Origin of the sequence: Zhongshania sp. R06B22 (assembly GCF_040892595.1) — a bacterium.
Taxonomy (GTDB): domain Bacteria; phylum Pseudomonadota; class Gammaproteobacteria; order Pseudomonadales; family Spongiibacteraceae; genus Spongiibacter; species Spongiibacter arctica.
Genome location: NZ_JBFRYB010000001.1, coordinates 2,738,782 through 2,761,128, shown reverse-complemented (window position 1 = coordinate 2,761,128; position 22,347 = coordinate 2,738,782). Strand labels below are relative to the sequence as shown.

The 22,347-nt window shown below is 49.5% G+C and carries 21 protein-coding genes and 3 tRNA genes; 20 read left to right on the top strand and 4 right to left on the bottom strand.

What is annotated here, in order from left to right; genetic code table 11:
* Positions 1-60 precede the first annotated feature (60 nt).
* Positions 61-136 (bottom strand) — tRNA-Asn (locus AB4875_RS12610).
* A 191-nt stretch (positions 137-327) separates the two neighbouring features.
* On the opposite strand from AB4875_RS12610, the gene uvrB reads away from it, so the two are divergent.
* The 14 genes from uvrB (at position 328) to AB4875_RS12540 (ending at position 13,162) form a co-directional block, all read left to right on the top strand.
* Positions 328-2,352 carry an excinuclease ABC subunit UvrB gene (gene uvrB / locus AB4875_RS12605; protein WP_368376407.1) on the top strand — a complete coding sequence of 675 codons (2,025 nt, stop codon included), beginning with the start codon at positions 328-330 and terminating at the stop codon, positions 2,350-2,352.
* 72 nt (positions 2,353-2,424) lie between these two features.
* A tRNA-Val gene (locus AB4875_RS12600) sits at positions 2,425-2,501 on the top strand.
* A 412-nt stretch (positions 2,502-2,913) separates the two neighbouring features.
* The gene (locus tag AB4875_RS12595) at positions 2,914-3,372 is read left to right on the top strand and encodes a thermonuclease family protein (RefSeq protein WP_368376406.1); all 459 of its coding nucleotides are present in this window, start codon (positions 2,914-2,916) and stop codon (positions 3,370-3,372) included.
* Between the two features lie 66 nt (positions 3,373-3,438).
* On the top strand, positions 3,439-3,717 hold the full coding sequence (locus tag AB4875_RS12590) for a DUF1488 family protein (RefSeq protein WP_368376405.1): 279 nt from the start codon (positions 3,439-3,441) through the stop codon (positions 3,715-3,717).
* A gap of 137 nt (positions 3,718-3,854) precedes the next feature.
* Positions 3,855-5,780: a threonine--tRNA ligase gene (gene thrS, locus AB4875_RS12585; RefSeq protein ID WP_368376404.1), complete on the top strand. Its 1,926-nt coding sequence runs from the start codon at positions 3,855-3,857 to the stop codon at positions 5,778-5,780.
* 2 nt (positions 5,781-5,782) lie between these two features.
* On the top strand, positions 5,783-6,319 hold the full coding sequence (gene infC, locus AB4875_RS12580) for a translation initiation factor IF-3 (protein ID WP_368377082.1): 537 nt from the start codon (positions 5,783-5,785) through the stop codon (positions 6,317-6,319).
* Positions 6,320-6,375: 56 nt separating this feature from the next.
* A complete protein-coding gene (gene rpmI / locus AB4875_RS12575; RefSeq protein WP_368376403.1) occupies positions 6,376-6,570 on the top strand; it encodes a 50S ribosomal protein L35 in 195 nt (64 codons plus the stop codon).
* Between the two features lie 31 nt (positions 6,571-6,601).
* Positions 6,602-6,958 carry a 50S ribosomal protein L20 gene (rplT, locus tag AB4875_RS12570; protein WP_368376402.1) on the top strand — a complete coding sequence of 119 codons (357 nt, stop codon included), beginning with the start codon at positions 6,602-6,604 and terminating at the stop codon, positions 6,956-6,958.
* A gap of 166 nt (positions 6,959-7,124) precedes the next feature.
* Positions 7,125-8,141, top strand: coding sequence for a phenylalanine--tRNA ligase subunit alpha (pheS, locus tag AB4875_RS12565; protein WP_368376401.1), 1,017 nt, complete (start codon positions 7,125-7,127; stop codon positions 8,139-8,141).
* A gap of 66 nt (positions 8,142-8,207) precedes the next feature.
* On the top strand, positions 8,208-10,571 hold the full coding sequence (gene pheT, locus AB4875_RS12560) for a phenylalanine--tRNA ligase subunit beta (protein WP_368376400.1): 2,364 nt from the start codon (positions 8,208-8,210) through the stop codon (positions 10,569-10,571).
* A gap of 4 nt (positions 10,572-10,575) precedes the next feature.
* Positions 10,576-10,878 carry an integration host factor subunit alpha gene (gene ihfA, locus AB4875_RS12555; RefSeq protein ID WP_103685879.1) on the top strand — a complete coding sequence of 101 codons (303 nt, stop codon included), beginning with the start codon at positions 10,576-10,578 and terminating at the stop codon, positions 10,876-10,878.
* The gene (locus tag AB4875_RS12550) at positions 10,859-11,215 is read left to right on the top strand and encodes a MerR family transcriptional regulator (RefSeq protein ID WP_368376399.1); all 357 of its coding nucleotides are present in this window, start codon (positions 10,859-10,861) and stop codon (positions 11,213-11,215) included. Before ihfA ends, AB4875_RS12550 begins: the two co-directional genes overlap by 20 nt.
* Positions 11,216-11,258: 43 nt before the next feature.
* Positions 11,259-11,335, top strand: a tRNA-Pro gene (locus tag AB4875_RS12545).
* Positions 11,336-11,731: 396 nt separating this feature from the next.
* Positions 11,732-13,162, top strand: a complete 1,431-nt coding sequence (locus AB4875_RS12540) for a hypothetical protein (protein ID WP_368376398.1) — start codon at positions 11,732-11,734, stop codon at positions 13,160-13,162.
* 339 nt (positions 13,163-13,501) lie between these two features.
* Here the strand turns inward: AB4875_RS12540 and AB4875_RS12535 are convergent, their stop codons facing one another.
* Positions 13,502-13,804: a hypothetical protein gene (locus tag AB4875_RS12535; protein ID WP_368376397.1), complete on the bottom strand. Its 303-nt coding sequence runs from the start codon at positions 13,802-13,804 to the stop codon at positions 13,502-13,504.
* A 196-nt stretch (positions 13,805-14,000) separates the two neighbouring features.
* Between AB4875_RS12535 and selD the strand changes: the two genes are divergently transcribed.
* The 6 genes from selD to AB4875_RS12505 all read left to right on the top strand — a co-directional run bounded on the left by selD (position 14,001) and on the right by AB4875_RS12505 (position 20,733).
* Positions 14,001-15,056 carry a selenide, water dikinase SelD gene (selD, locus tag AB4875_RS12530; protein WP_368376396.1) on the top strand — a complete coding sequence of 352 codons (1,056 nt, stop codon included), beginning with the start codon at positions 14,001-14,003 and terminating at the stop codon, positions 15,054-15,056.
* A complete protein-coding gene (mnmH, locus tag AB4875_RS12525) occupies positions 15,053-16,165 on the top strand; it encodes a tRNA 2-selenouridine(34) synthase MnmH (RefSeq protein WP_368376395.1) in 1,113 nt (370 codons plus the stop codon). The genes selD and mnmH overlap by 4 nt, the downstream gene beginning before the upstream one ends.
* Before the next feature lie 120 nt (positions 16,166-16,285).
* Entirely contained in the window at positions 16,286-16,702 is a 417-nt protein-coding gene (locus tag AB4875_RS12520) for an MAPEG family protein (protein ID WP_368376394.1), read from the top strand.
* A gap of 481 nt (positions 16,703-17,183) precedes the next feature.
* Positions 17,184-18,947 carry a DAHL domain-containing sensor histidine kinase gene (locus tag AB4875_RS12515; RefSeq protein WP_368376393.1) on the top strand — a complete coding sequence of 588 codons (1,764 nt, stop codon included), beginning with the start codon at positions 17,184-17,186 and terminating at the stop codon, positions 18,945-18,947.
* A gap of 3 nt (positions 18,948-18,950) precedes the next feature.
* The gene (locus tag AB4875_RS12510; protein WP_368376392.1) at positions 18,951-19,910 is read left to right on the top strand and encodes a response regulator; all 960 of its coding nucleotides are present in this window, start codon (positions 18,951-18,953) and stop codon (positions 19,908-19,910) included.
* 22 nt (positions 19,911-19,932) lie between these two features.
* Complete coding sequence (locus AB4875_RS12505) at positions 19,933-20,733, top strand: energy transducer TonB (RefSeq protein WP_368376391.1); 801 nt, start codon at positions 19,933-19,935, stop codon at positions 20,731-20,733.
* Positions 20,734-20,743: 10 nt separating this feature from the next.
* Here the strand turns inward: AB4875_RS12505 and AB4875_RS12500 are convergent, their stop codons facing one another.
* Both AB4875_RS12500 and fliK read right to left on the bottom strand, forming a co-directional pair.
* A complete protein-coding gene (locus tag AB4875_RS12500; RefSeq protein ID WP_368376390.1) occupies positions 20,744-21,025 on the bottom strand; it encodes an EscU/YscU/HrcU family type III secretion system export apparatus switch protein in 282 nt (93 codons plus the stop codon).
* On the bottom strand, positions 21,022-22,335 hold the full coding sequence (gene fliK, locus AB4875_RS12495; protein ID WP_368376389.1) for a flagellar hook-length control protein FliK: 1,314 nt from the start codon (positions 22,333-22,335) through the stop codon (positions 21,022-21,024). Before fliK ends, AB4875_RS12500 begins: the two co-directional genes overlap by 4 nt.
* Positions 22,336-22,347 lie beyond the last annotated feature (12 nt).

The following is a 22,347-nucleotide window of genomic DNA, read 5'->3' as shown; positions in this document are numbered from 1 at the left end:
GCACTTTTCATTTCCCCTAAACCAAAAAAGGCCTACCTTTCGGTAAGCCTTTGATTTGTTTGGCTCCGCCTGCTGGGCTCGAACCAGCGACCCAATGATTAACAGTCATTTGCTCTACCAACTGAGCTAAGGCGGAACAGCTTTAACAGCTGAGGTCGCGCATATTAAGGATGTTTCTTTGAGGCGTCAACCCCTGAGCTAAGAATTTCTTGTTTTGATGATTTTCTGAACAAATTCCGCAATTTAGCGTAATTAAATGAACTGTAGAGTGTTTTGCTGCAATGTTCGTGGCGGGTTAATATGGGGGTTTAGCAATGAGTGTGTGTAATGGGTAAGCCGTTTCAGGTTGTGTCAAAGTTCTCGCCAGCAGGTGATCAGCCGGCAGCGATTGCCGGACTAATTGAAGGTGTGAACGCAGGCCTGCATGCTCAGACGCTGTTGGGGGTAACGGGGTCGGGTAAAACCTTCACTATTGCCAACGTTATTGAATCTTTGCAGCGTCCTACTATTGTTATGGCGCCGAACAAAACCTTGGCGGCCCAGCTTTACGGTGAGTTTAAGGAGTTCTTCCCCAATAACGCTGTTGAGTATTTTGTTTCTTATTACGATTACTATCAGCCAGAAGCGTATGTTCCCGCCTCAGATACCTTCATAGAGAAAGACTCGTCCATTAACGACCATATCGAGCAAATGCGATTATCCGCTACCAAAGCGTTAATGGAGCGCAGTGACGCCATTATTGTGGCGTCGGTGTCGGCGATCTACGGTTTGGGTGATCCCGAGCAGTACTTCAAGATGATATTGCACTTAGTGCGCGGCGAGCGGATTGATCAGCGTAAGTTATTGCGTCGCTTAGCGGAGTTGCAGTACACCCGAAACGACATTGCCTTTCAGCGCGGCACTTACCGGGTGCGGGGTGACGTAATTGATATTTTTCCTGCTGAAAGTGATAAAAATGCGATACGCGTCGAGTTGTTCGATGACGAAATTGAGACGATTACCGGTTTTGATCCCCTCACTGGCGAGTCATACGGTAAGTATCCTCGGGTCACGATATACCCTAAAAGTCATTATGTAACACCTCGTGACACCTTGTTAAAGGCCGTCGATTTCATTGAGGCGGAGCTTGTTGAGCGTTTGGGGCACCTGCGCACTAATGACCTTTTGGTGGAGGCGCAGCGCCTTGAGCAGCGGACCCGCTTCGATATTGAGATGATTCGTGAGCTCGGTTACTGCAATGGTATAGAGAATTATTCGCGCTATTTGTCGGGCCGAGATCCTGGCGAGGCGCCCCCCACTTTATTTGATTATTTACCAGAGAATGCGCTGGTGGTGATCGATGAGTCCCATGTCACCATTCCACAAATAGGTGCCATGTATAAGGGTGACCGTTCTAGGAAAGAGACCTTGGTGCAATACGGTTTTCGCCTGCCGTCGGCGCTGGATAATAGGCCAATGCGATTTGATGAGTGGGAGCGCATGGTCCCGCAAATTATTATGGTGTCAGCAACGCCGGGTAATTATGAGGCGGAAAACGCTGCGCGTGTTGTTGAGCAGGTGGTCAGACCGACAGGCTTGATTGATCCCGAGATAGAAGTGCGTCCTGCTAGTACTCAGGTGGATGACTTGTTGTCGGAAATAGCCTTGCGCACAGCTGTTGGTGAGCGGGTGCTTGTTACAACGCTAACCAAGCGTATGGCAGAAGACTTGTCGGAGTATTTAGACGAGCACGGCGTGAGGGTTCGCTACCTGCACTCTGATATTGATACCGTTGAGCGGGTCGAGATTATTCGTGATCTCCGGCTCGGGAAATTTGATGTTTTAGTGGGCATTAACTTATTGCGCGAAGGCTTGGATATGCCAGAGGTGTCTCTAGTAGCTATTTTAGATGCGGATAAGGAGGGCTTTTTGCGGTCTGAGCGGTCATTGATACAAACCATTGGCCGTGCGGCGCGAAACTTAAACGGTAAGGCGATTCTTTACGGGGATCGAATAACGGGATCTATGCAGCGAGCCATCGATGAAACGACGCGGCGACGTGACAAGCAGATTGCCCACAACCTGAAAAACAATATTACACCTGTCGGGGTTATAAAATCGGTTGAGGATATTCTTGATGCCGGCGTGATACCTGGCTCCAAGAAGAAGCAGCGGGGAGATAATCGCAAAGTTGCAGAACCGTCTGGGGATTACTTGCTGGATGCAGAAAGAATGTCTAATGCCGAGCTGGCAAAGCTTCTTAAAACACTTGAGCAGGACATGCAAAAACACGCTAAGAACCTAGAGTTTGAAGCCGCGGCGAACATCAGAGATAAACTGTCCGAGATAAAGCAGCGTTTCTTCACCACCTAAAGGCTAGGTTTATAAAACTCGGTTAAAACCTTGTGCTGCTGCAAAGGCGTGATTATAATGCGCGTCCTTTATAGGCACGTAGCTCAGTTGGTTAGAGCACCACCTTGACATGGTGGGGGTCGTTGGTTCGAATCCAATCGTGCCTACCAAATACCAAAAAGGCCCGCCAACTAGCGGGCCTTTTTGGTATTTGGCCGGTATATACAGAGTTAAACCCTTAGCTAAATTGCGGCAGCGATTTACATCAATCCGAGAGCGCAGCCCCGAAGAGTTTGAAAAAGTCCCAAGGATTTTTCAGTTAGTCCGGCTCTCAGTCAACTCTGGACTTCAGGCCTGTCATTAGCGGCCTGCTAAGCAGCGTGCCTGTGCGGCGCTTGCTCACTAGATCGCTAGCTGGGCCGGCAATATACAGAATTCCCCATTTACCTAATCTCAACTCGAATTCAGTTAACCGTTTCCGTTATGCAAGCTGCTATACTCGCCGCCGGAATATTTAAGACCTAATTAGATTCGGAACACGGATGCCCGACTCGCTTTTGCAGTTATTACGAAGTCGGGATCATGCCAATACCTTTAGCTCCAGCTACCAGCTTATTATTAAGCAAAGCCCTCAGCTTTTTAGCCGCCTGCTTTTTTGCTATGACTTTGAGTGCCGCCGAGTTTGGTACTGCCACGGTGGCTTCGGTGCGCACCATATATGATGGCGATACTTTTCGCGTAAACATTAGTGACTGGCCAGCGGTGGTTGGCGAAAGTATGCCGGTGCGTATTAAGGGTATTGATACGCCGGAATTACGTGGCAAGTGTCAGTCTGAAAAAGACGCGGCTAGGGCGGCCAAGCAATTCTCGGTGGGTCGACTCAGGGAGGGTAAGTTCATTGAACTGAGACTTATTGAGCGTGATAAATATTTTCGGCTACTGGCTGAGGTTTGGATTGACGGTGTCAGTCTCGGCGAGCAACTGTTAAATGCCGGTTTTGCAGTGCCTTATGATGGTGGTAAGAAGCGCGTGTGGTGCTGAGTATCGATTTGTAAGTAGGTGGGTGTTTGCGATTAATGAATATTGCTTGTGTTTTTGGGAAGGTCTATGGAATTTGAAGAGAATTATTGGTGGGATAGTAAATTTAGCGGCCTGAAGTTTGTTGGGTCTACTAACGGCAAGCGCTATATTTTTGCGGTATCTCGGACTGCATTGGTGGATTTTTTTCAGACGGTGGATACGCCAGAGCAGGCGATTTTAAACTTTGAAGAGAATCGTCCGCGCTTCGAAAGTATGGTTCAAAGATTTGTGACTGCTGAACGATTTCCTCATGACGATGGCCCAATTGTGGTCACGTTTCTGAGGTGTATTGAGTACCAACTTTAAGCGCGCTTGCTAGTTCTAATCCTGTCGCAGGCTTGCAGCTCAGGCCCACAATCCGCATAATACGCAGGCTAAAATTTCCTCAGTTTTCAATTACTCACGTGGCCTTTAGTAGGGGTCACCACTGAAAGGATAGTGCAATGCCAGTTATTACCCTCCCTGACGCTAGTCAGCGCATTTTCGAACACCCTGTTTCGGTGGCAGATGTCGCCATGGATATTGGTCCCGGCTTGGCTAAGGCCGCATTGGCGGGTCGTGTTAACGGCGCCTTGGTTGATACCAGCTTTGTGATTGCCGACGATGCCGAGTTGGGCATCATCACCGAGCGCGATGAAGAGGGCGTTGATATTATTCGCCACTCTACCGCGCATTTATTGGCGATGGCTGTGCAGGATTTGTTTCCCGGAGCGCAGGTCACTATCGGTCCTGTGATTGACGATGGTTTCTATTACGATTTCGCCTATGAGCGTGCGTTCACCCCAGAAGACTTAGAAAAAATTCAAGCGCGGATGACGGAATTGTCTTCTGACGATTTGGCGGTGTCTCGCGTGGTAATGAGTCGTGAAGAGGCGGTGAAGGCGTTTAGCGATTTGGGCGAAGAATATAAAGTCGAAATCATTAAAGACTTGCCCGGTGACGAAGATATCTCTGTTTATAAGCAAGGCGACTGGATGGACTTGTGTCGCGGTCCTCACGTGCCTAGCACGGGTAAACTTAACGCCTTTAAATTGACCAAAGTGGCGGGCGCCTATTGGCGTGGCGATCAGGCCAATGCCATGTTGCAGCGCATTTACGGCACGGCGTGGGGCAATAAGAAAGCCCTGAAGGCCTATTTGAATCGTATTGCCGAAGCTGAAAAACGTGATCACCGCAAAGTCGCTAAAAAGCTTAATCTCTTCCATATGCAGGAAGAGGCCCCAGGTATGGTGTTTTGGCACCCCAAGGGTTGGAGTATTTATCAGGCTATAGAACAATATATGCGTGGTAAGCAGCTCAAGCATGATTATCAGGAGATTCGTACGCCGCAGCTGGTAGATATATCCCTGTGGGAGAAGTCTGGTCACGCTGATAAATTCAGCGACGGCATGTTTACACTCACCGCTGATGAACGTGATTTTGCTGTTAAGCCCATGAATTGCCCCTGCCACGTGCAAGTATTCAATCAGGGTTTGCGCAGCTACCGCGACTTGCCACTGCGTTTAGCAGAGTTTGGCTCTTGTCACCGCAATGAACCCTCGGGCTCGCTGCACGGTATTATGCGGGTGCGCGGTTTTACCCAAGATGATGCGCATATTTTCTGCACTGAAAATCAGATTCAGCCAGAAGTTGCCTCGTTTATTGATTTTCTTCACGAGGTCTACCAAGACTTTGGCTTTAGTGAGGTGATTTACCGTCTTTCCACTCGGCCCGAGCAGCGCGTGGGTAGTGATGAGGATTGGGATCGAGCTGAGCAGTCCCTAGCCTTGGCCTTGGACAGCAAAGAGCTGCCTTGGGAGACATTGCCTGGTGAGGGTGCGTTCTACGGTCCAAAGATTGAATTCTCTTTAAAGGATTGTATTGGTCGGGTATGGCAGTTGGGTACCATTCAGGTCGATTTCTCAATGCCGGGTCGCCTTGGCGCTCAGTATGTTGATGAGTCTGGTCAGCGCCAAACGCCGGTGATGTTGCACCGGGCTATATTGGGTTCATTTGAGCGTTTTATCGGTATTTTGATCGAGCATTATGAAGGTGCATTTCCGGTGTGGTTGGCGCCAGTTCAGGCGGTGGTTTGTAATATCACCGACAATCAGGCCGAATATGTTACTAATGTGCAAGATTTATTGAGAGAATGTGGCTTTAGAGTCGATGCGGACTTGAGAAATGAGAAGATCGGCTTTAAAATCCGCGAGCACACAATTCAGAAGGTACCCTTCCTATTTGTCGTTGGTGACAAAGAGGTGGAAACCCAGACTGTTTCGGTACGTGCACGTAGTGGCGAAGATTTGGGATCAGTAGCAATTAGTGATCTCAGTAAACTCCTCGCAGACAGCGTAGCTAAACGCAGCCGCGCAAATTCGGAGAACTAGCAATTAAACGCGATAACGCAAAAGGGCGCAGCAAAAGAGCGCCGATAAACGAAGAAATTGAAGCCAGTGAAGTACGCCTGATCGACGCCGAGGGCAACCAGGTTGGCGTTGTCCCGCTTGCGCAAGCCTTGCAAGCCGCTCAGGAAGCGACATTGGACTTGGTCCAGATTACTGATTCAGACCCTATTGTCTGTAAAATCATGGACTATGGTAAACATGTTTTCGAGGCCAAAAAGCAGCAAGCTGCGGCCCGGAAAAACCAAGTTCGAACCCAGGTCAAGGAAGTTAAGTTCCGCCCGGGTACGGAAGACGGGGACTATCAGGTAAAACTGCGCAACCTGACACGTTTCCTTGAACACGGAGATAAAGCCAAGGTAACCCTGCGTTACCGCGGTCGTGAGATGGCCCACCAGGAACTGGGTATGCAGCTATTGAAGCGGGTTGAAGAAGACCTTGCGGATTTTGGTGCTGTAGAGCAGTTTCCGAAAATGGAAGGCCGTCAATTGACCATGGTTATTGCTCCGAAAAAGAAAAAGTAGTGAGCTCTTAGGGCCTACTTGATTTAATTTACATTAAGAATGCGGAGTATCTAACGATGCCAAAGTTAAAAGTACATAGCGGGGCGGCAAAACGCTTCAAAAAAACCGGTAGCGGTTATAAGCGCAAAAGCGCTCATAAAAGCCACATCTTAACCAAGATGACCACCAAACGTAAGCGTCAGCTACGTGGCACTAGTGCTGTCCATAAGTCGGACAAGGTTCTAGTAGATCGCATGTTGCGCGCAAGCTAATAAACGTCATCGAGATTAAGAGGAATATACTATGCCCCGTGTAAAACGTGGTGTGACCGCACACCGTCGTCACAAAAAGATTTTAAAGCAAGCCAAAGGTTACTACGGCGCTCGTTCACGTATTTATCGTGTTGCGAAACAAGCGGTAATTAAAGCAGGTCAATATGCTTACCGTGACCGTCGTGCCAAGAAACGTGTTTTCCGCGCATTGTGGATCGCTCGTATCAATGCAGGATCACGTGCTAATGGCCTTAGCTATAGCCGTTTGATTGCTGGCTTGAAAAAAGCTGACATCACTTTGGACCGTCGCGTATTGGCCGATTTGGCAGTACATGACAAAGAAAGCTTTGCTGTAATCGTTGAACGTGCGAAATCAGCCTTAGCTTAAAAAGTGTTTGACCGTTGCGTAGCGGTCATTATGCTTGGTTTTACTATAGGGAAAGGGCTTGCGCCCTTTCCCTATTTTGTTTTTAAGACACTAATTTAAGTCGCCATTATTTAAACCTTTAGGGTTTGTCGGGTGGTGGCAGCGGCGCAGAGATTGGGAGCGCGTAATGGAAAATCTTGAAGGCTTGGCGGCTGAGGCTGCGGCAAAAATTACCGCCGCAAAAGACGCGCAGGCACTAGACCAAGTGCGGGTGGAGTATCTTGGTAAGAAAGGGCATATCACTGCGCTATTAAAAGGTCTTGGTGCCTTATCTGCTGAAGAGCGGCCGGCGGCCGGTGCAGAGATTAATCGTGTTAAAACGATCTTGTCTGATCAAATCTCTGAGTTTAAACAACGCTTGGATCAAGCCGCTGTCGATGCGCGTCTTGAGGCTGAGAAGATCGATGTCACGCTATCGGGTCGGGGGCAGCATGCTGGCGGCCTGCATCCGGTGACTCGCACCATCGAGCGTATCAGTGCCTTTTTTGGCAGTATCGGTTTCGAGGTTGTTGAAGGGCCTGAAATTGAAGATGACTATCATAACTTTGAGGCTCTTAATATTCCGGCACATCATCCTGCGCGGGCTATGCACGACACCTTTTACGTTGATGAATCCACAGTATTGCGCACTCACACTTCACCGGTGCAGGTGCGGTTTATGGAGAGCAGCGAGCCGCCGATGAAGCTGATTTGCCCCGGCCGTGTATACCGCTGTGACTCGGATCTGACGCATACCCCAATGTTCCATCAGGTCGAGGGCTTATTGATCAGCGAAGACTCTAGCTTTGCGGATTTAAAAGGCATGCTTGAATCCTTCCTGCGCAGCTTTTTTGAGAAGGAGCTAAATGTTCGTTTTAGGCCCTCGTACTTTCCGTTTACCGAGCCCTCTGCAGAAGTTGATATTCAATGTGTAATGTGTGGCGGCGAAGGTTGCCGGGTCTGCAGTCACACTGGCTGGATAGAGATTTTGGGCTGCGGCATGGTTCATCCAAGTGTTTTTGAAGCCTCAAACATCGACTCAGAGCGGTTTACTGGTTTTGCTTTTGGTTTAGGTGTTGAGCGCCTGGCGATGTTGCGTTACGGCGTAAACGATCTGCGATTATTCTTTGAAAACGATTTACATTTTCTGGCTCAATTTAAGTAAGCGCGTTTCAGTAATCGATAGATTATAGAGACGTGTGTTGCCCCAAAGTTTTTAGATGGAAAGAATATGAAATTTAGTGAGCAGTGGTTGCGAGAGTGGGTAAACCCGGCGGTAGATACCGAGCAATTAGCGGCGCAGTTGACCATGGCGGGATTGGAAGTAGATGCGATTGACCCCGTCGCCGGCGAATTTACTGGTGTGGTAGTCGCAGAGATAGTCGCAGTTGAACCCCACCCTGATGCCGAAAAACTACAAGTTTGCCGCGTTAATAACGGCGTAGACGAGGTCCAAATCGTCTGCGGTGCGGCCAATGCCCGAGTCGGCATTAAAGTTCCGCTGGCAAGTCTCGGCGCGGTATTGCCTGGTAATTTTAAGATTAAAAAAGCCAAGCTGCGAGGCGTGGAATCCTTCGGTATGTTGTGCGCCGAAGAAGAGCTTGGTCTGGCAGAAAAGTCCGATGGTTTAATGGAGTTGCCGCTTGATGCCCCCCTTGGGCAGGATATTCGCACGTATCTGAATCTTGATGACAGCGTGATCGAACTGGGATTAACTCCCAATCGCGCAGATTGTCTCAGTGTTCGCGGTATTGCGCGGGAGGCTGCGGTATTGAGCGAGCTGGCTTTTATTGAAACGCCTGTAGTCGATGTGGCCTCTACAATTGAAGACGTGCTAGCTATCAATGTGGTGGCTGCAGACGATTGCCCGCGCTATGTTGGCAGGGTTATTCGCAATGTGGATGTCAGCAAGCCAAGCCCATTGTGGCTGCAAGAAAAGCTTCGTCGCTGCGGTTTGCGCAGCATTGACGCGGTGGTAGATGTCAGTAATTTTGTCTTGCTGGAATTAGGTCAGCCGATGCACGCCTTTGATTTGGACAAAATTCAGGGCGGTGTGGCAGTGCGTCATGCAGAAGCGGGCGAAGCCATCACTCTGCTTGACGGACAAACCTTGGCAGTGCGCGAAGGAGCGCTGCTTATTGCCGATGAACAGCAGCCCCTAGCCTTGGCCGGTATTATGGGTGGGGAGCCATCCTCTGTTACCAGTGGTACCCAACACTTATTTTTAGAAGCGGCTTTTTTTGCTCCAGATAAAATTGCCGGTCGCGCTCGTTCCTACGGTTTACATACCGATTCTTCTCACCGTTTTGAGAGGGGCGTCGATTTTGAACTGCCGGCGCGTGCGATTCAGCGAGCTACCGGATTGATTCTTGAAATTTGTGGTGGTGAAGCAGGGCCAGTTAGCTGTGTAGAGGGTCAGATGCCGGCCCGAGAGCCGATTGTGCTGCGTGAAAAGCGTATTGAGAAAATACTGGGTATGGCTTTGACGACGCAGGATGTCGAGTCGATCTTGCGCGGTTTAGGCATGACGGTAGATGCTATTGATGGCGGCTGGACAGTCACGGCCCCCAGCTGGCGTTTTGATATCAGTATTGAAGTCGATTTGTTGGAAGAGCTTGCCAGAGTCTACGGCTACAATCGCCTGCCAGTAACGCCAATTCACGACACCCTCACTATTCGCCCCGCGCCAGAGAGCCTTCGCGGTATGTCGCAAGTTCGTCAGCAATTGGTGGCGCGTGGTTATCAAGAAGCGATCACTTATAGCTTTATCGATCCGGCAATGCATCAGGCCATGTCAGAGGGCGAGGCGGGGGTTGAATTGCTAAACCCCATCTCTGCTGATATGTCGATTATGCGAACCAGTCTGTTACCGGGTTTAATAAAAACCGCTATGCATAATGCCAAGCGTCAGCAACCGCGTATTCGTCTGTTTGAATCTGGGCTGCGCTTTTTGAAGTCTGATGACGGCTTGAAGCAAATACCGACCTTGGCCGCCTTGCTAATGGGTCGTCGCGAACCGGAAAGCTGGAGTGAAGCGGGAGAATTAGTCGATTTCTATGATTTGAAAGCCGACTTAGAAAGCCTGCTTTCTGTGACTGCAGGCAAAATTTCGTTTAAAGCCGCGAAATATGCAGCTATGCACCCCGGCCAGACAGCCGATGTGTACTGCGACGAATTACATATTGGTCGTATTGGCGCCTTGCACCCAAGCCTTCAGGCTAGCTGGGATTTCGTTAATCCGGTTTACCTGTTTGAGCTAGATCAAGAGCCGCTTTTGCAGCGTAATGTGCCCGAGTTTGCTGAGTTATCGCGCTTCCCTGAAGTGCGGCGCGACCTCGCGTTAATAGTTGACCGCCAACTTGCGGCAGCAGAGGTCTTAGCAGCGGTTAAAACATCAGCAGGTGATTATCTTAGCGACTTGAAGCTATTTGATGTTTATCAGGGTAAAGGTATTGATCCTGAACGAAAAAGTTTGGCGCTGGGCTTGACCTTCCGTCATTCATCGCGCACCCTTAATGAAGAAGAGGTAAGTCAATCTGTAGATGCGGTTGTACAAACCTTGAAGGAGGTATTTGGCGCAAGTTTAAGGAACTAGTGTGATGACGTCCCTCACGAAAGCAGAAATGGCCGAACGATTATACGAAGAGCTGGGCTTTAACAAGCGTGAGGCCAAGGAGCTGGTCGAACTGTTTTTTGAACAAATTCGTCACTGCTTAGAAAACAACGAACAGGTTAAAATATCTGGCTTCGGGAATTTTGATCTTAGGGATAAGAGTCAGCGTCCCGGACGTAATCCTAAAACAGGCGAGGAGATTCCTATTTCTGCTCGTCGTGTGGTTACGTTCCGACCCGGACAAAAACTGAAATCCAGGGTAGAGGACTATGCTGGAACCAAGTCATAACGATGAATTGCCCCCCATACCGGGAAAACGTTACTTCACAATTGGTGAAGTAAGCGAGCTGTGCTGTGTTAAACCTCATGTTCTCCGTTATTGGGAGCAGGAGTTTCCTCACCTAACACCGGTAAAGCGCCGCGGGAATAGACGCTATTATCAGCATCAAGATGTGCTGATGATTAGGCAGATTCGCAGCCTACTCTACGAAGAGGGCTACACCATCGGTGGAGCTCGACAGCGTATGTCGGGCGAGACCGCTAAAGATGAGTCTTCGCAAGCTCGCCAAGTGATTCGACAAATGCTCGGCGAACTTGAAGACGTCTTGAAACTACTGAAAAGATAGTTCACTCAACTAAGATCTTGGGGTATGATGCTCCCCCTAAAATCGGGGCGTAGCGCAGTCTGGTAGCGCACTACACTGGGGGTGTAGGGGTCGCAGGTTCGAATCCTGCCGTTCCGACCAATTTTAAATCCGTTGTAGTCCTACAATGTCCCTAAAACCCTGCTAGTCAGGGTTTTTTTGTATCTGGCGTTTAGGGAATCCCCTCAAAACCCATTCCAATCCACGACATTTAGCGGCGTAAATGTCGGTATATTACCTCGCGGCACTCCTTATACCGCCAAATAAATATTTGGGAGTGGTATCTCGGTATCATCAATTAACTAAGTTCTAAGAATCAATTGATCATCTGCGGCATCGATAGCACTTCCGTTTCTCCCCTTTGTCCCTCGGCTTGCAGTCAGCCTATCGGAGTTTGATGATTACCCATTTTACTTGACCACTGCACCAAGGACAGTTTTAACTGGTAAGTACAGGCTTTACTGATTGGATGTCAATTTAATAAAAGGATGATAATCAATGACAATAGTAAATCAATTAAAAACAGGCGAGCATGCCCGATTAATTTCCGTACTGCCGGATTCAAAGAAGGAGGAAAAAGCAACCTCAGCGTTACTAGCAACATTCCGTGTAATCCCGGAGTTTGCTAAGGCAGTCTTATCGGAAGCGGGTGCAACAGTTGGTGCAAGAGCAAAAATTGACTGTTATACCGAGGTGGTTTTTAAATCCGACGACCTGAAGAGCATGAGGCCAGATGGTTTAATTGTTGTGAATACTGGCAAAAAAGAATGGTCAGCCCTCGTAGAATCTAAGATCGGTAATGCAAGTCTTTCAATCGAGCAGGTAGAGAAGTACCTTGGCGCAGCTAAGGCGCTGGGTATCGATGCTTTGATTACTATATCAAATGACTATGCTGTATTGCCGACACATCACCCATTAGTAATCTCCAGGCAGGCAGTTAAAAAAGTGGAGTTATATCATTTTTCTTGGTTATCGATTATCTCCAAGGCAGTACTGCTCTCAGACAATAAAGTCGTCAATGACCCAGAGCAAGCGTTCTTGCTAGGTGAACTTATTCGTTATTTTAGAGCGAATTCTTCAGGTGTTTCTGCGCTCACTAAAATGAGCCAAGAATGGCGGGAAGTTTGTGATCACATCCAGCAAGGTGCAGTTATCCAGCGCCAGTTGAAAGATGTTGAGGGTGCTGTTGGTAGTTGGAACCAGCTCTTAAGGTATTTAAGTCTGCAGCTAAGCATGGCAACGCGAAGTGCGGTAAATATCCAGTTAGCCAAGAAGCTCCAATCGTCGCCTGAGGATCAAGTAAAGGACGCCGTAGAGTCAGTTATGAAATCTAGCCAGCTGACAGCTCGGTTAGAGGTTCCGAATGCTGCAGGACCAATACAGCTTACAGCCGACTTTATGCGCAGGACTGTGAGCTTAGATATGAAGCTTACATCACCGCAAGATGTTAAAAGGCCAAGCGCGGCAATTAACTGGCTGACACGCCAACTTAAGGATTCCACTGAAGCCGAAAGTATTATGATTAAGGCCTATTGGCCAAAACGCACAACAATGACAATGAAATCCCTCAAGCAAGCCCTAGAAAACCCTGATCTACTTGTGCCGGCTGGTATTAAAGATATCCCTAAAGAATTGGAAGTCGGGGTTGTGATTGATCTTGCTGGTAGATTTAGGGGTTCGAAAACGTTTATAGAGGATACAGAAAAAGCCTTGCTGCACTTCTACGACACGGTGGGTGAGCATCTCAATGTTTGGGTTGCCAAGGCACCTCGCATTCAACCGTCCAAGTCAGATAGCGGTAGAAGCTCAGCTGACGATATAGTGGGCGAAGTGCAGCAAGAAGGTTTAAAAGAAGGGGAAAAAGAGAAGTTTTTCTCTCCTGTTGCCGTTCATGATGACGAACCGATTTTAGCTGAGCCAGCAGAATAAGCTCACCTGGTACTGTTCTTGAGGTGGCCTCTTTTGCGGTCGGTATCGAGAGGAGTGGTGATGTGGATACTCCGTTAAGTGATGTGCTGAGCATCTTATTCCCCGTGCGGGTAACTACTAGGATAGCGGCTTCGGAGGGTCCGTTCCGACCAAATATTTAATAAAAACAGCGGCCTATTATGGTCGCTGTTTTTGTTTCTGGCTTGGCAATAAAATAAATACAAAAAACGTATTAAATCCCGGAATTTTAAGCGGCGCCGCTATTTCTTAGAGAGGCCGGCACTATCTACGCTTCGTTATTCTAAGCACTATTATTAACACGTGCGCTAGCGTTGAGGCTTAAGCAAAATGACTTATCGCTACCCAGCCTCGAATTTTGCCAATATAGACCAAGGCGATACCTAGGTTGGCAACGTAGCGGGCATCACCTGCAGCGGGCGGGTCGTAATCCTCTAATCCTTCCAATGCTAAGGCGCTATCAATGGGCGGCTTCCACTGCAGTGCTTGTCTGCTTGAAGGCATGCTGAGCTCTGTGGCCGTCCATGCCAAGCCGTCGCGCTCAATCGGCGAGGGGCCGGATAAATCCGCGGGGACGAATACTGCAGAGGTACCGGCCATTTTTTTATAAATCCGCTCTTCCATTAATCTCTCCTTGTTTTGACTATTGATTAAATCAGCTTCCTCGTGAGTCGCGTTGAGACAGGTCAATGTATAGTGTTAAGCGATGAACAATCTGGTGTGTTTTGTAAACGCGATGGACTCATCACTAAATCACACACTGACAAAGCCCCCCGTTGCCCGTATTATTTCCATCCTGTTTACCCGTGGAGCCCGTCGCATGCCTGATCCCTCTATACGCCTAACCGAGTACAGTCACGGTGCCGGCTGTGGCTGCAAAATTTCGCCCAAGGTGCTGGATAAAATTTTGGTGTCGCAGCTTGAGTTGCCTGATTTTCCGCAGCTATTGGTCGGCAATAGCAGCAAGGATGACGCTGCGGCCTTTGATTTGGGCAATGGCCAGGTGATTCTCAGTACCACAGATTTTTTTATGCCTATAGTGGATGACCCCTTCGATTTCGGGCGTATTGCGGCTACAAATGCGATCAGCGATATTTATGCCATGGGTGGTCAGCCGCTTATGGCGATTGCGATTCTGGGTTGGCCGATCAATGTGTTGTCACCGGAAGTGGCGCAGCAGGTGGTTGAGGGTGGACGTCGCGCTTGTGCTGATGCCGGCATTCCATTGGCTGGCGGCCATAGTATTGATGCCCCCGAACCGATGTTTGGGCTTGCTGTGACTGGGCTCGTTCAGCGCGATCAGTTAAAGCAGAACAATCTCGCACAGATTGGTGACAAGCTTTATCTAACCAAGCCCTTGGGCATAGGTATTCTCACCACGGCCCAAAAGCAGAAAAAACTACTGCCGCAGCATACTCATTTAGCTAGGGATATTATGTGCCAACTAAATAGCGTCGGCGTTCCAGCGGCAAAATTAGAGGGTGTTAATGCGATTACCGATGTCACCGGCTTTGGTCTAATGGGGCACCTCCTGGAGGTGTGTGAAGGGAGTAAGGTGCAAGCGATAATCGACGCCAGTGCAGTACCGATAATTCCTGAAGCACTTGATTATCTGGCGCAGGGCTGTATACCGGGTGGTACTGGTCGGAATCTGGATAGTTACGGGCACAAATTGGCGCCGATGACAGAGCGATTACAGGACGTGTTGTGTGACCCCCAGACCAGCGGCGGCCTGCTGATCGCTGTTCGACCAGATCACGCTGAGGTATTGGAGGCCCTATTGCTTGAGCTGGGCCTTTACGCCGCCTGTATCGGCGAGCTGCAAGCGCAGAGTGGCACAGCAATGATTCAGGTTAATGGTGAGGTGCCACTTTGAACGCAGGACCTAACGACGCTAGTTCAAATATGGCGCTGTTTCGGTCGATTTTTCTTAATGATATACCCTTAATTGACACTCGCGCTCCCGTCGAATTTGAGAAGGGTGCCTTTCCCTGCAGCGTCAGCTTACCGCTGATGACTAATGACGAGCGCGCCAAAGTAGGTGTCTGCTATAAACGGCAGGGCCAGCAAGTGGCCATCGAATTGGGGCACTCACTGGTTTCTGGCGGGGTAAAGGCCGAGCGAGTTGCGGCGTGGGTAGATTTTGCCCGTCGTAATCCTCAGGGGTATTTATACTGTTGGCGGGGTGGCTTGCGCAGTCAAATCTGCGAGCAGTGGATGGCTGAAGCGGGCTGCGATTATCCGCGTGTCGACGGCGGTTATAAGGCCATGCGCCGCTTTTTGATCGACGAATTCGAGCGCATTTGTGGCCAGTACCCCATCCTGTTGTTGGGCGGTCGCACCGGGTGTAATAAAACGGCGTTGATTGAGGAGTCGGGCCGGGCGGCGGATTTAGAGGGTCTGGCAAATCATCTCGGCTCCAGTTTTGGGCGGCGCCCCGGCGGCCAGCCAAGCCAGCTAAACTTTGAGAATGCCTTGGCGATCTCCATACTCAAAGTGGAGTATCAAGCGTCTCAGGTGGGGCGGCCTATTCTGTTCGAAGATGAGGGGCGCTTGCTGGGGCGTTGTGCCTTGCCACCTGCCTTAATGGCCGCTATGAAGCGCAGCTCGATAGTGGTGCTTGAGGTCTCGCTGGAAGAGCGCGTTGAGCATAGTCACCGCAATTATATACTGAATAAATTGACGGAGTGGCAGCGGCAATTGGGCGAGGCACATGCTTTTGATGCTTTCGCCGAGGACCTGAGTCAGTCCCTCTACCGAGTGCGCAAGCGACTTGGCGGTGTGGTTTATCGCGAAATCAGTGATTTGCTGGAGCAGGCCCTGAAGGCTCACAGAGAGGGTGATCCCGAACAGCATCGCGGTTGGATAGAACGTTTGTTGGTCGACTATTACGATCCCATGTATGACTACCAGCTAAGCTCACGCAGCGATCTTATCGTCTTTCGTGGCGACCGGGCTGCGGTCCGTGATTGGTTAAATATTTAATTCTGATACTTTTGTTTTTTTTCATCGTATCTGAGATAGTGAGCGCGCTTAAACTAAGACAACATTTAATAAAAATTTGATGCGCTTTGTCGTATTTTCACTGACTGCTGGAGAGAAGAAATGACTACATCCCTTATGGCGATGGCAGCTTATATTGGCTGGGTATTGCTATTGTTGTTTACTGTTATTGCTTATCGCGGGTTTATGGTAATGAGCGCTCAGCGTAAGGCTGACGCTTGGACGCGTGGCGGTGACATACAAGATGGCCCGCTATTCAAACGAATTTCCGACGCACTCAGTAATAGTTTGGAAACGGCGCCCTTGTTTATTGGTGTTATGCTGCTTGCTCAAGTGACGGACCAAACGGCAGTCACTGACGACATGGCAATGGTATACGTTGGCGCTCGCGTACTGCAGTCAGTGTCACACCTTATTTCGGTTCACCACCTAATGATCTTCTTGGTTCGCTTTCCAGCCTTTTTGGTGCAAGCGGCATTGTTGGTTTGGTGGTTGCTGTCACTCACGTCCATAATCTAATCGCGCAATAAATGACCACTTTAATTTGAATTAAAGTGGTCTAGGCTTTTTTGGGGCTGAGAAATAATAAAAAGGCCTGACGCCATGGAATATATTTAAGTTGTTGTTTTTAAACGATAAGTTTGTTTCTGATGTCTATGGCTTGAGATTGATGAAGTGACTTGTATCTTGCGAACCGTATAGCATGATGCCGTGCTAGTGGGCGCCATTCGTAGGAAGCAGCGCTTGAGTCTAGCTCTATTTAACTTCCCTTTTAAATGCTAAGTGTATGTAAAATCACCTATATTTCCCCCTAGCGATATTGTGTTAGTGCTAGACTTTTGCGCTGGCAACTTTTACTCTTCTTGCCGTATAAATTATAAAAAGTATTTTGGGTGCTAACCTCAACGTATTGCTGGCCTATTATGCCAAGCTACAATCAACTGTCTCGCAACGTTGTTTTGTAAGTTAGGTGAAGCAATACAAAAATAAGAAGAATTTTATGTTTCAACTGGGTGTGTCTGCGCGCGTTTCGCGGGGTTTTTCGGTTCAGCGGTTTATTGCTTTGTTAGCAGTTGCCCTGGCCTTGATCTTAATTTCATTTTTATTATGGAAAACCTTGCGGAACCCAATCGAAACCGGCTTGCATGTCATCCGGCTTGAGCAGTTGGACGCCGCGGCAAAAGCTGATGCCGATCTGAATCAGCAAATAGCGCGCGGACGTTTGTCGCTTGACGCCGGCATGCAGCAATTGGATTTGGCGCGGGATCGCTTTACGATAAGCCGAGAGGCTATCAATAGTGGCCAAGCTAGTTTAGCCGGATTGTCGCAGCCCATAGAACCGACGCTAGCCAAATACAATAGCGTTGCGGCGGCAAAACTGAATCTGTTAGACGATTATTCCGCAAAATTGGCTGAATTAGCGCAGCAATTTTCGGTGTTGCGGCTTGCCGGTATTTCTTTTTTAAATGTACCCTCGGTAAATGCATCTGACGATTTACGTGAGAGCGTAATGTCGATTTTGCGGGAGGCTACCACTTATGGAATCCAGTCGGCGCCCACCAACGGTGCTTATATCAATGAGCTGGGCCGAGATATTGTTGATGCCCAAGCGCAGCTTGAAAGTGACGATGAGCGTGGTGCTTTACGACATTTATTAAGTACGGTCGATGCGCTGCGCGACGCTGCAGATCAAGTGCAGGTGCTCACTGAACAATTTGATACCTTGCCCACGGGTGCCGCGCTATATGATTTGCGGACGAGTTATGAGAATTATTTCCATAATTTACAATCCACCGCGCGTAATTACCGACAAACACTGGCGGTTTATGCAGTTGCATTGCTATTGGCGTTTGGCGTGATTGCCGTTCGCCTGCGCTCTAGTTTCTCGGCATTGGATAGTTTGAATAGTGAACTACAAAATGCCAACGTGAATTTGGAAGAAACTGTTGAAAAACGCACGGAGGCGCTTAGCAAGGCCCTAGATGATTTGAAAATGCAGCAAGGGCAGTTGATTCAGTCTGAAAAGATGGCATCGCTCGGGCAGATGATTGCGGGTGTGGCGCATGAGATAAATACCCCGCTTGGATACGCCTCCAGTAATGTCGAGATTGTTCGGGAGTCAATGCAAGCCATGGACGGCGAGGTGGACGCGGAGAGTATCGCTGAATTTGATATGTTGCTTGCGGATACGGAGTATGGCTTAAAGCAGATTGCTGAGTTGGTGATGAGTCTGAAGGACTTCAGCCGCGTAGACCGCTCGCAATCCCAGCTTTTTGATCTCAATGCCGGTATTGAAACGGCGCTTAAGATTTGTAATAGCCAGCTTAAAGACGGCGTTAAAGTAACGCGGATGTTTTCTGAGTTGCCGCAGATCAGTTGCGCGCCATCGCAATTAAATCAGGTCTTTCTCAATCTTATTACCAATGCTGCGCAGGCGATGGATGGTAATGGTCAAATTTACATTCGCACCAGTCTAGATGGTGAAAATGTGGAAGTGGCAATTAGCGATACCGGCAGTGGCATGGACGATGAAACTCGCGCGCATATTTTCGAGCCATTTTTTACTACCAAACCGGTAGGCAAAGGCACTGGGCTGGGCTTGTCTATTGTGTTTAGAATTATTGAAGATCACGGCGGCACAATACGAGTGGAGTCCGAGTTAGGGAAGGGCACCGAGTTCTTTATTCGCCTACCTGTGGCTGGGGTGAGTAAAGATTCGGATACCATAGCGGAGCAAGACGTGGTCTTGCTTGGAGATGCATAGAGTATGAATACGACCGTTGATACCCCCGCTGAAGCGCCTCGTGCGCGAATATTATTTGTCGACGATGAGCCACGCATCCTTATTGCGCTAAAGGCCCTATTTAGACGGGATTACGAGGTAATGACGGCGGCGTCCGGTGCGGATGCGCTGGAAATTCTGCGGCAGGACGATATTGATGTCGTGGTCAGTGATCAGCGCATGCCGGAGATGACAGGTGTAGAGGTTTTGCGTCAGGCCAAAGATCTTCGGCCGCGAGCGATCAGGGTTTTATTGACAGGTTACTCAGATTTGAGCGCCATACTATCTGCAATTAACGATGGTGAAATTTTCCGCTTTATTAACAAGCCGTGGTCAAACGTCGACTTGCGATCAACCATTGCTGCTGCGGTCAAGGCATCAGCCGTCGACTATGTGAAAGAGGCGGTGGCACCCCAAGAAGATTTAACGGCGCGGGTTCATGTGCCGGGTATCGACGATGTAGGCACCTTAATACTAGACGACGATGAGTCAACTAGAAATACCTTGCAGCGGGTTTTAGGCCGTGATCGCTCAGTCTATACAGCAGCGAACTTAGACGAAGGTTTAAATCTTTTAGAACTTCATAAAATAGGGGTGATCATTACGGAGATAGCCGTAGGCGGCGAATTAGTCACCGATTTGCTCAGTGCGCTGCGTCAACACCATCCCAGTTTGGTGGCGATAGTTTTAACCGCGAAGTCAGATGCGGAGCAGGGTATTGATCTCATCAATCGAGGACAGATATACCGCTTTCTAAGTAAGCCAATTAGTGAGGGCTTATTGCGTGGCAGCGTTAATTTAGCGATGCGTCGATTTGAGATACTACAGAAGCATCCGGCGCAGACTTTGCGTATTGCGGCAGAGGCCTCGTCGCCGCCGCCACCAGAGGCTGATCGTCGTGGTATGTTTCAGCGCATTGGTCGCTTATTCGGGTTGACGGCGTGAGTAAGTGTTGGAGAGTTTTTAGATGAATAAAACCGTGGGCGCAGAGGGCGGTAAGCAGGGTACCGGACAGTCTGCCGAATCAGTTGTCGCGATAGCGTTGTTGTGCGTTTGCGCTGCTGCAGGCTTGGCGGCGTGGTTATTGTCTGGTGATGAGTTGCCAGTCATTACTCCTGCTCAAAATGCGCCGGCAAAGGTAACATCGGTACAGGCCGATGAAGAGCTATACTCTGAAGAGCAGGCTGTCCTTGCTGCTTGGCAGAGTCGCTTGGATGGTGAGTTTAGTGAGCGTGAACAAAGTTTGCGGCAGCAGGCTCAGTTACTGGTCATGCAGCAGCAATCAGACGCACTGGCTGAGGCCTCGGCCGAGGCGGAGGCTCGAGCGGCCGAGGTGGCCGAGCTGCGCGCGCTGAATGCAGAGAAGGAGCGCCAGGCGGCTTTGGCAAAAGTGCGCGAGAAAGAGGCCGCAGCGGCAAAAAAAGACGCCGCAGCAAAACTTGAACTGGCCTCACAGACTGAGTCTGCTAGTGAAACCCCCGTAGCGCTAGATGTGCCGGCGAGTATTGATTGGAGCAGCTGCGCGCGGCCGGAATACCCAGATGAGGCTGTGCGCTTTGGTAAGCAGGGTACGGTAACAATGTCATTTTTGGTTGACCCAGAAGGCAAACCCTCGGACGGCAAAATAGTCGATAGCAGCGGAACGCGCCGCCTAGATTACCGTGCTTTGTCAGCACTATCCCGATGTCAGTTTGAGCCCGGGCAGGCCAACGGCATAGCGGTGGCGTCGCTAGCGCAAGTGCGGTTTACTTGGAAATTGACGCGTTAAGACCGCGTTATCAGTCAGCTTCCCATGTTTTGGGAAGCTGATCTTTTAAGCGGTAGGCGAAGGCGATGATTTCGGCCACTGCAATATACAGTTCCCTCGGTATTTCATTATCTAGCTCTACCCTCGATAGCAGCTGTATTAACTCACTGTTCTGATAAATCGGTATATCGTATTCGGTCGCAATTTCAAGTATCTGGCGAGCGGTCTCGCCTTCCCCCTTAGCGCTGACCACTGGCGCATTGTAACCATCGTAATGCAGTGAAACTGCGATTTCTCCGGCTTCCTTATTCATGCTTGAGTATCCAATAATGACTTTGCATAAAGGGCAGTGGAATCGACGGTGATAGATTCGTTATTGCATTGGATGCTTTGTGTGCTAACCCCCTGGGATTTCAAGGTTTGCTCTAGTTGGTGGCGCTGGGATTCTATCAGCGCAGTGGTCGCACTGTTGTCGGCACTGAAGCGTATATTGATATCGGGTGTTTGAGTAACTCGTGCCCTAATGGGGCCTAATCCCGGCAGATCAAAGCTTAAGGTGACTGTCCAATTGTGCTGAGGTTTTTCAGCCCCGGTTTGTTCTTGCGGGTTTTGTTGATCCTTATCTTTCCGTTCGAACTTGCCAAAGTGGAGCTGCCAGACATCAATGCCGTCATTGCTGCGCACAGGTAACTCAACCATATACTGGGCTTGGGATTTATCACTTTGCTGAAGGTGCTGTAATTGGTGCGACTCTTGGCGCGCAATTGTGCCTCGCACATCCCGTAACACCTGCTGCAAGATGTCGGCATCAGAGTCCGCTTGGCTCAGTGTTGGCGCCTGCCGACCTTGGGGGCGTAGTTCACCCGGCAGCTCTGTGCCGCGCGGTTTTGCGACTGGGCTTTGGGGGTAGCTTTCGGCTGAGGGCTTTGGTGTTGCGGTATGCGCTTCATTTAACGGTGGGCTTAGCCGTGATTGCGGCGAGTATTCTCGCGCTAGAGGTGGGCTTTTGCCTTCAGTTTTGACCGATGTAGATTCGCTGCCGCTACTTTTCGGATCACTAGCGAGTTGCTGGCTAATTTGCTGGCTAAGCTTAAGCAAGGCGCGCTTTAGATCACCCGCCGGGGCTTGGCCTTTGGCGAGTTGGTTTTCTAGAAAGAGTCCACTTTGTAATATAGCTTGGCGCAGCCCGTCTGGATCGCTGGATTGAGCTCTGCCGGCGATGGCATCGACAAATCCTTTGCCGATGGCCGCTAGCTGTTGGTCAGGCATGCTGCTGAGCTTGGCTAAATTCGCCAGTAGTTGGCTTACATTCTGTTGCTGGGGCAATGTGGCGCGTAGCTGGTTCTGAATAAAGCCGATTTCGGGCTTTAGTATTTGTAGTCTTGGGCGCTGCTTTTGATCTTTGCCGATAACTTGGAGTAGCAGTTGTTCGCCGTGGCGAAGTGCAGTCTGACTTTCAGCCATCATTTTTAGGCCGCCTGATGCAAGCTCATAGACGTGGTTGGCACGCTGACCAATGACCACCGCGGTTAGTACGCGGTCAATCGCCAATACCGGCGCGGGCCCTGCCGGGCGGTTAAACGCCGCGGGCTGGGTGGCAAAACTGGGGTTGATAATAACCATATTTGATAGGGC

What these genes read in the sequence shown, in the direction of transcription:
- AB4875_RS12595 (WP_368376406.1), top strand. Translation starts at nt 2,914, where the DNA reads ATGCCAATACCTTTAGCTCCAGCTACCAGCTTATTATTAAGCAAAGCC.
- AB4875_RS12550 (WP_368376399.1), top strand. Translation starts at nt 10,859, where the DNA reads ATGCTGGAACCAAGTCATAACGATGAATTGCCCCCCATACCGGGAAAA.
- uvrB (WP_368376407.1), top strand. Translation starts at nt 328, where the DNA reads ATGGGTAAGCCGTTTCAGGTTGTGTCAAAGTTCTCGCCAGCAGGTGAT.
- ihfA (WP_103685879.1), top strand. Translation starts at nt 10,576, where the DNA reads ATGACGTCCCTCACGAAAGCAGAAATGGCCGAACGATTATACGAAGAG.
- rplT (WP_368376402.1), top strand. Translation starts at nt 6,602, where the DNA reads ATGCCCCGTGTAAAACGTGGTGTGACCGCACACCGTCGTCACAAAAAG.
- AB4875_RS12500 (WP_368376390.1), bottom strand. Translation starts at nt 21,025, where the DNA reads ATGAATAAGGAAGCCGGAGAAATCGCAGTTTCACTGCATTACGATGGT.
- AB4875_RS12515 (WP_368376393.1), top strand. Translation starts at nt 17,184, where the DNA reads ATGTTTCAACTGGGTGTGTCTGCGCGCGTTTCGCGGGGTTTTTCGGTT.
- AB4875_RS12540 (WP_368376398.1), top strand. Translation starts at nt 11,732, where the DNA reads ATGACAATAGTAAATCAATTAAAAACAGGCGAGCATGCCCGATTAATT.
- AB4875_RS12520 (WP_368376394.1), top strand. Translation starts at nt 16,286, where the DNA reads ATGACTACATCCCTTATGGCGATGGCAGCTTATATTGGCTGGGTATTG.
- AB4875_RS12535 (WP_368376397.1), bottom strand. Translation starts at nt 13,804, where the DNA reads ATGGAAGAGCGGATTTATAAAAAAATGGCCGGTACCTCTGCAGTATTC.
- AB4875_RS12510 (WP_368376392.1), top strand. Translation starts at nt 18,951, where the DNA reads ATGAATACGACCGTTGATACCCCCGCTGAAGCGCCTCGTGCGCGAATA.
- AB4875_RS12590 (WP_368376405.1), top strand. Translation starts at nt 3,439, where the DNA reads ATGGAATTTGAAGAGAATTATTGGTGGGATAGTAAATTTAGCGGCCTG.
- pheT (WP_368376400.1), top strand. Translation starts at nt 8,208, where the DNA reads ATGAAATTTAGTGAGCAGTGGTTGCGAGAGTGGGTAAACCCGGCGGTA.
- fliK (WP_368376389.1), bottom strand. Translation starts at nt 22,335, where the DNA reads ATGGTTATTATCAACCCCAGTTTTGCCACCCAGCCCGCGGCGTTTAAC.
- rpmI (WP_368376403.1), top strand. Translation starts at nt 6,376, where the DNA reads ATGCCAAAGTTAAAAGTACATAGCGGGGCGGCAAAACGCTTCAAAAAA.
- pheS (WP_368376401.1), top strand. Translation starts at nt 7,125, where the DNA reads ATGGAAAATCTTGAAGGCTTGGCGGCTGAGGCTGCGGCAAAAATTACC.
- selD (WP_368376396.1), top strand. Translation starts at nt 14,001, where the DNA reads ATGCCTGATCCCTCTATACGCCTAACCGAGTACAGTCACGGTGCCGGC.
- AB4875_RS12505 (WP_368376391.1), top strand. Translation starts at nt 19,933, where the DNA reads ATGAATAAAACCGTGGGCGCAGAGGGCGGTAAGCAGGGTACCGGACAG.
- thrS (WP_368376404.1), top strand. Translation starts at nt 3,855, where the DNA reads ATGCCAGTTATTACCCTCCCTGACGCTAGTCAGCGCATTTTCGAACAC.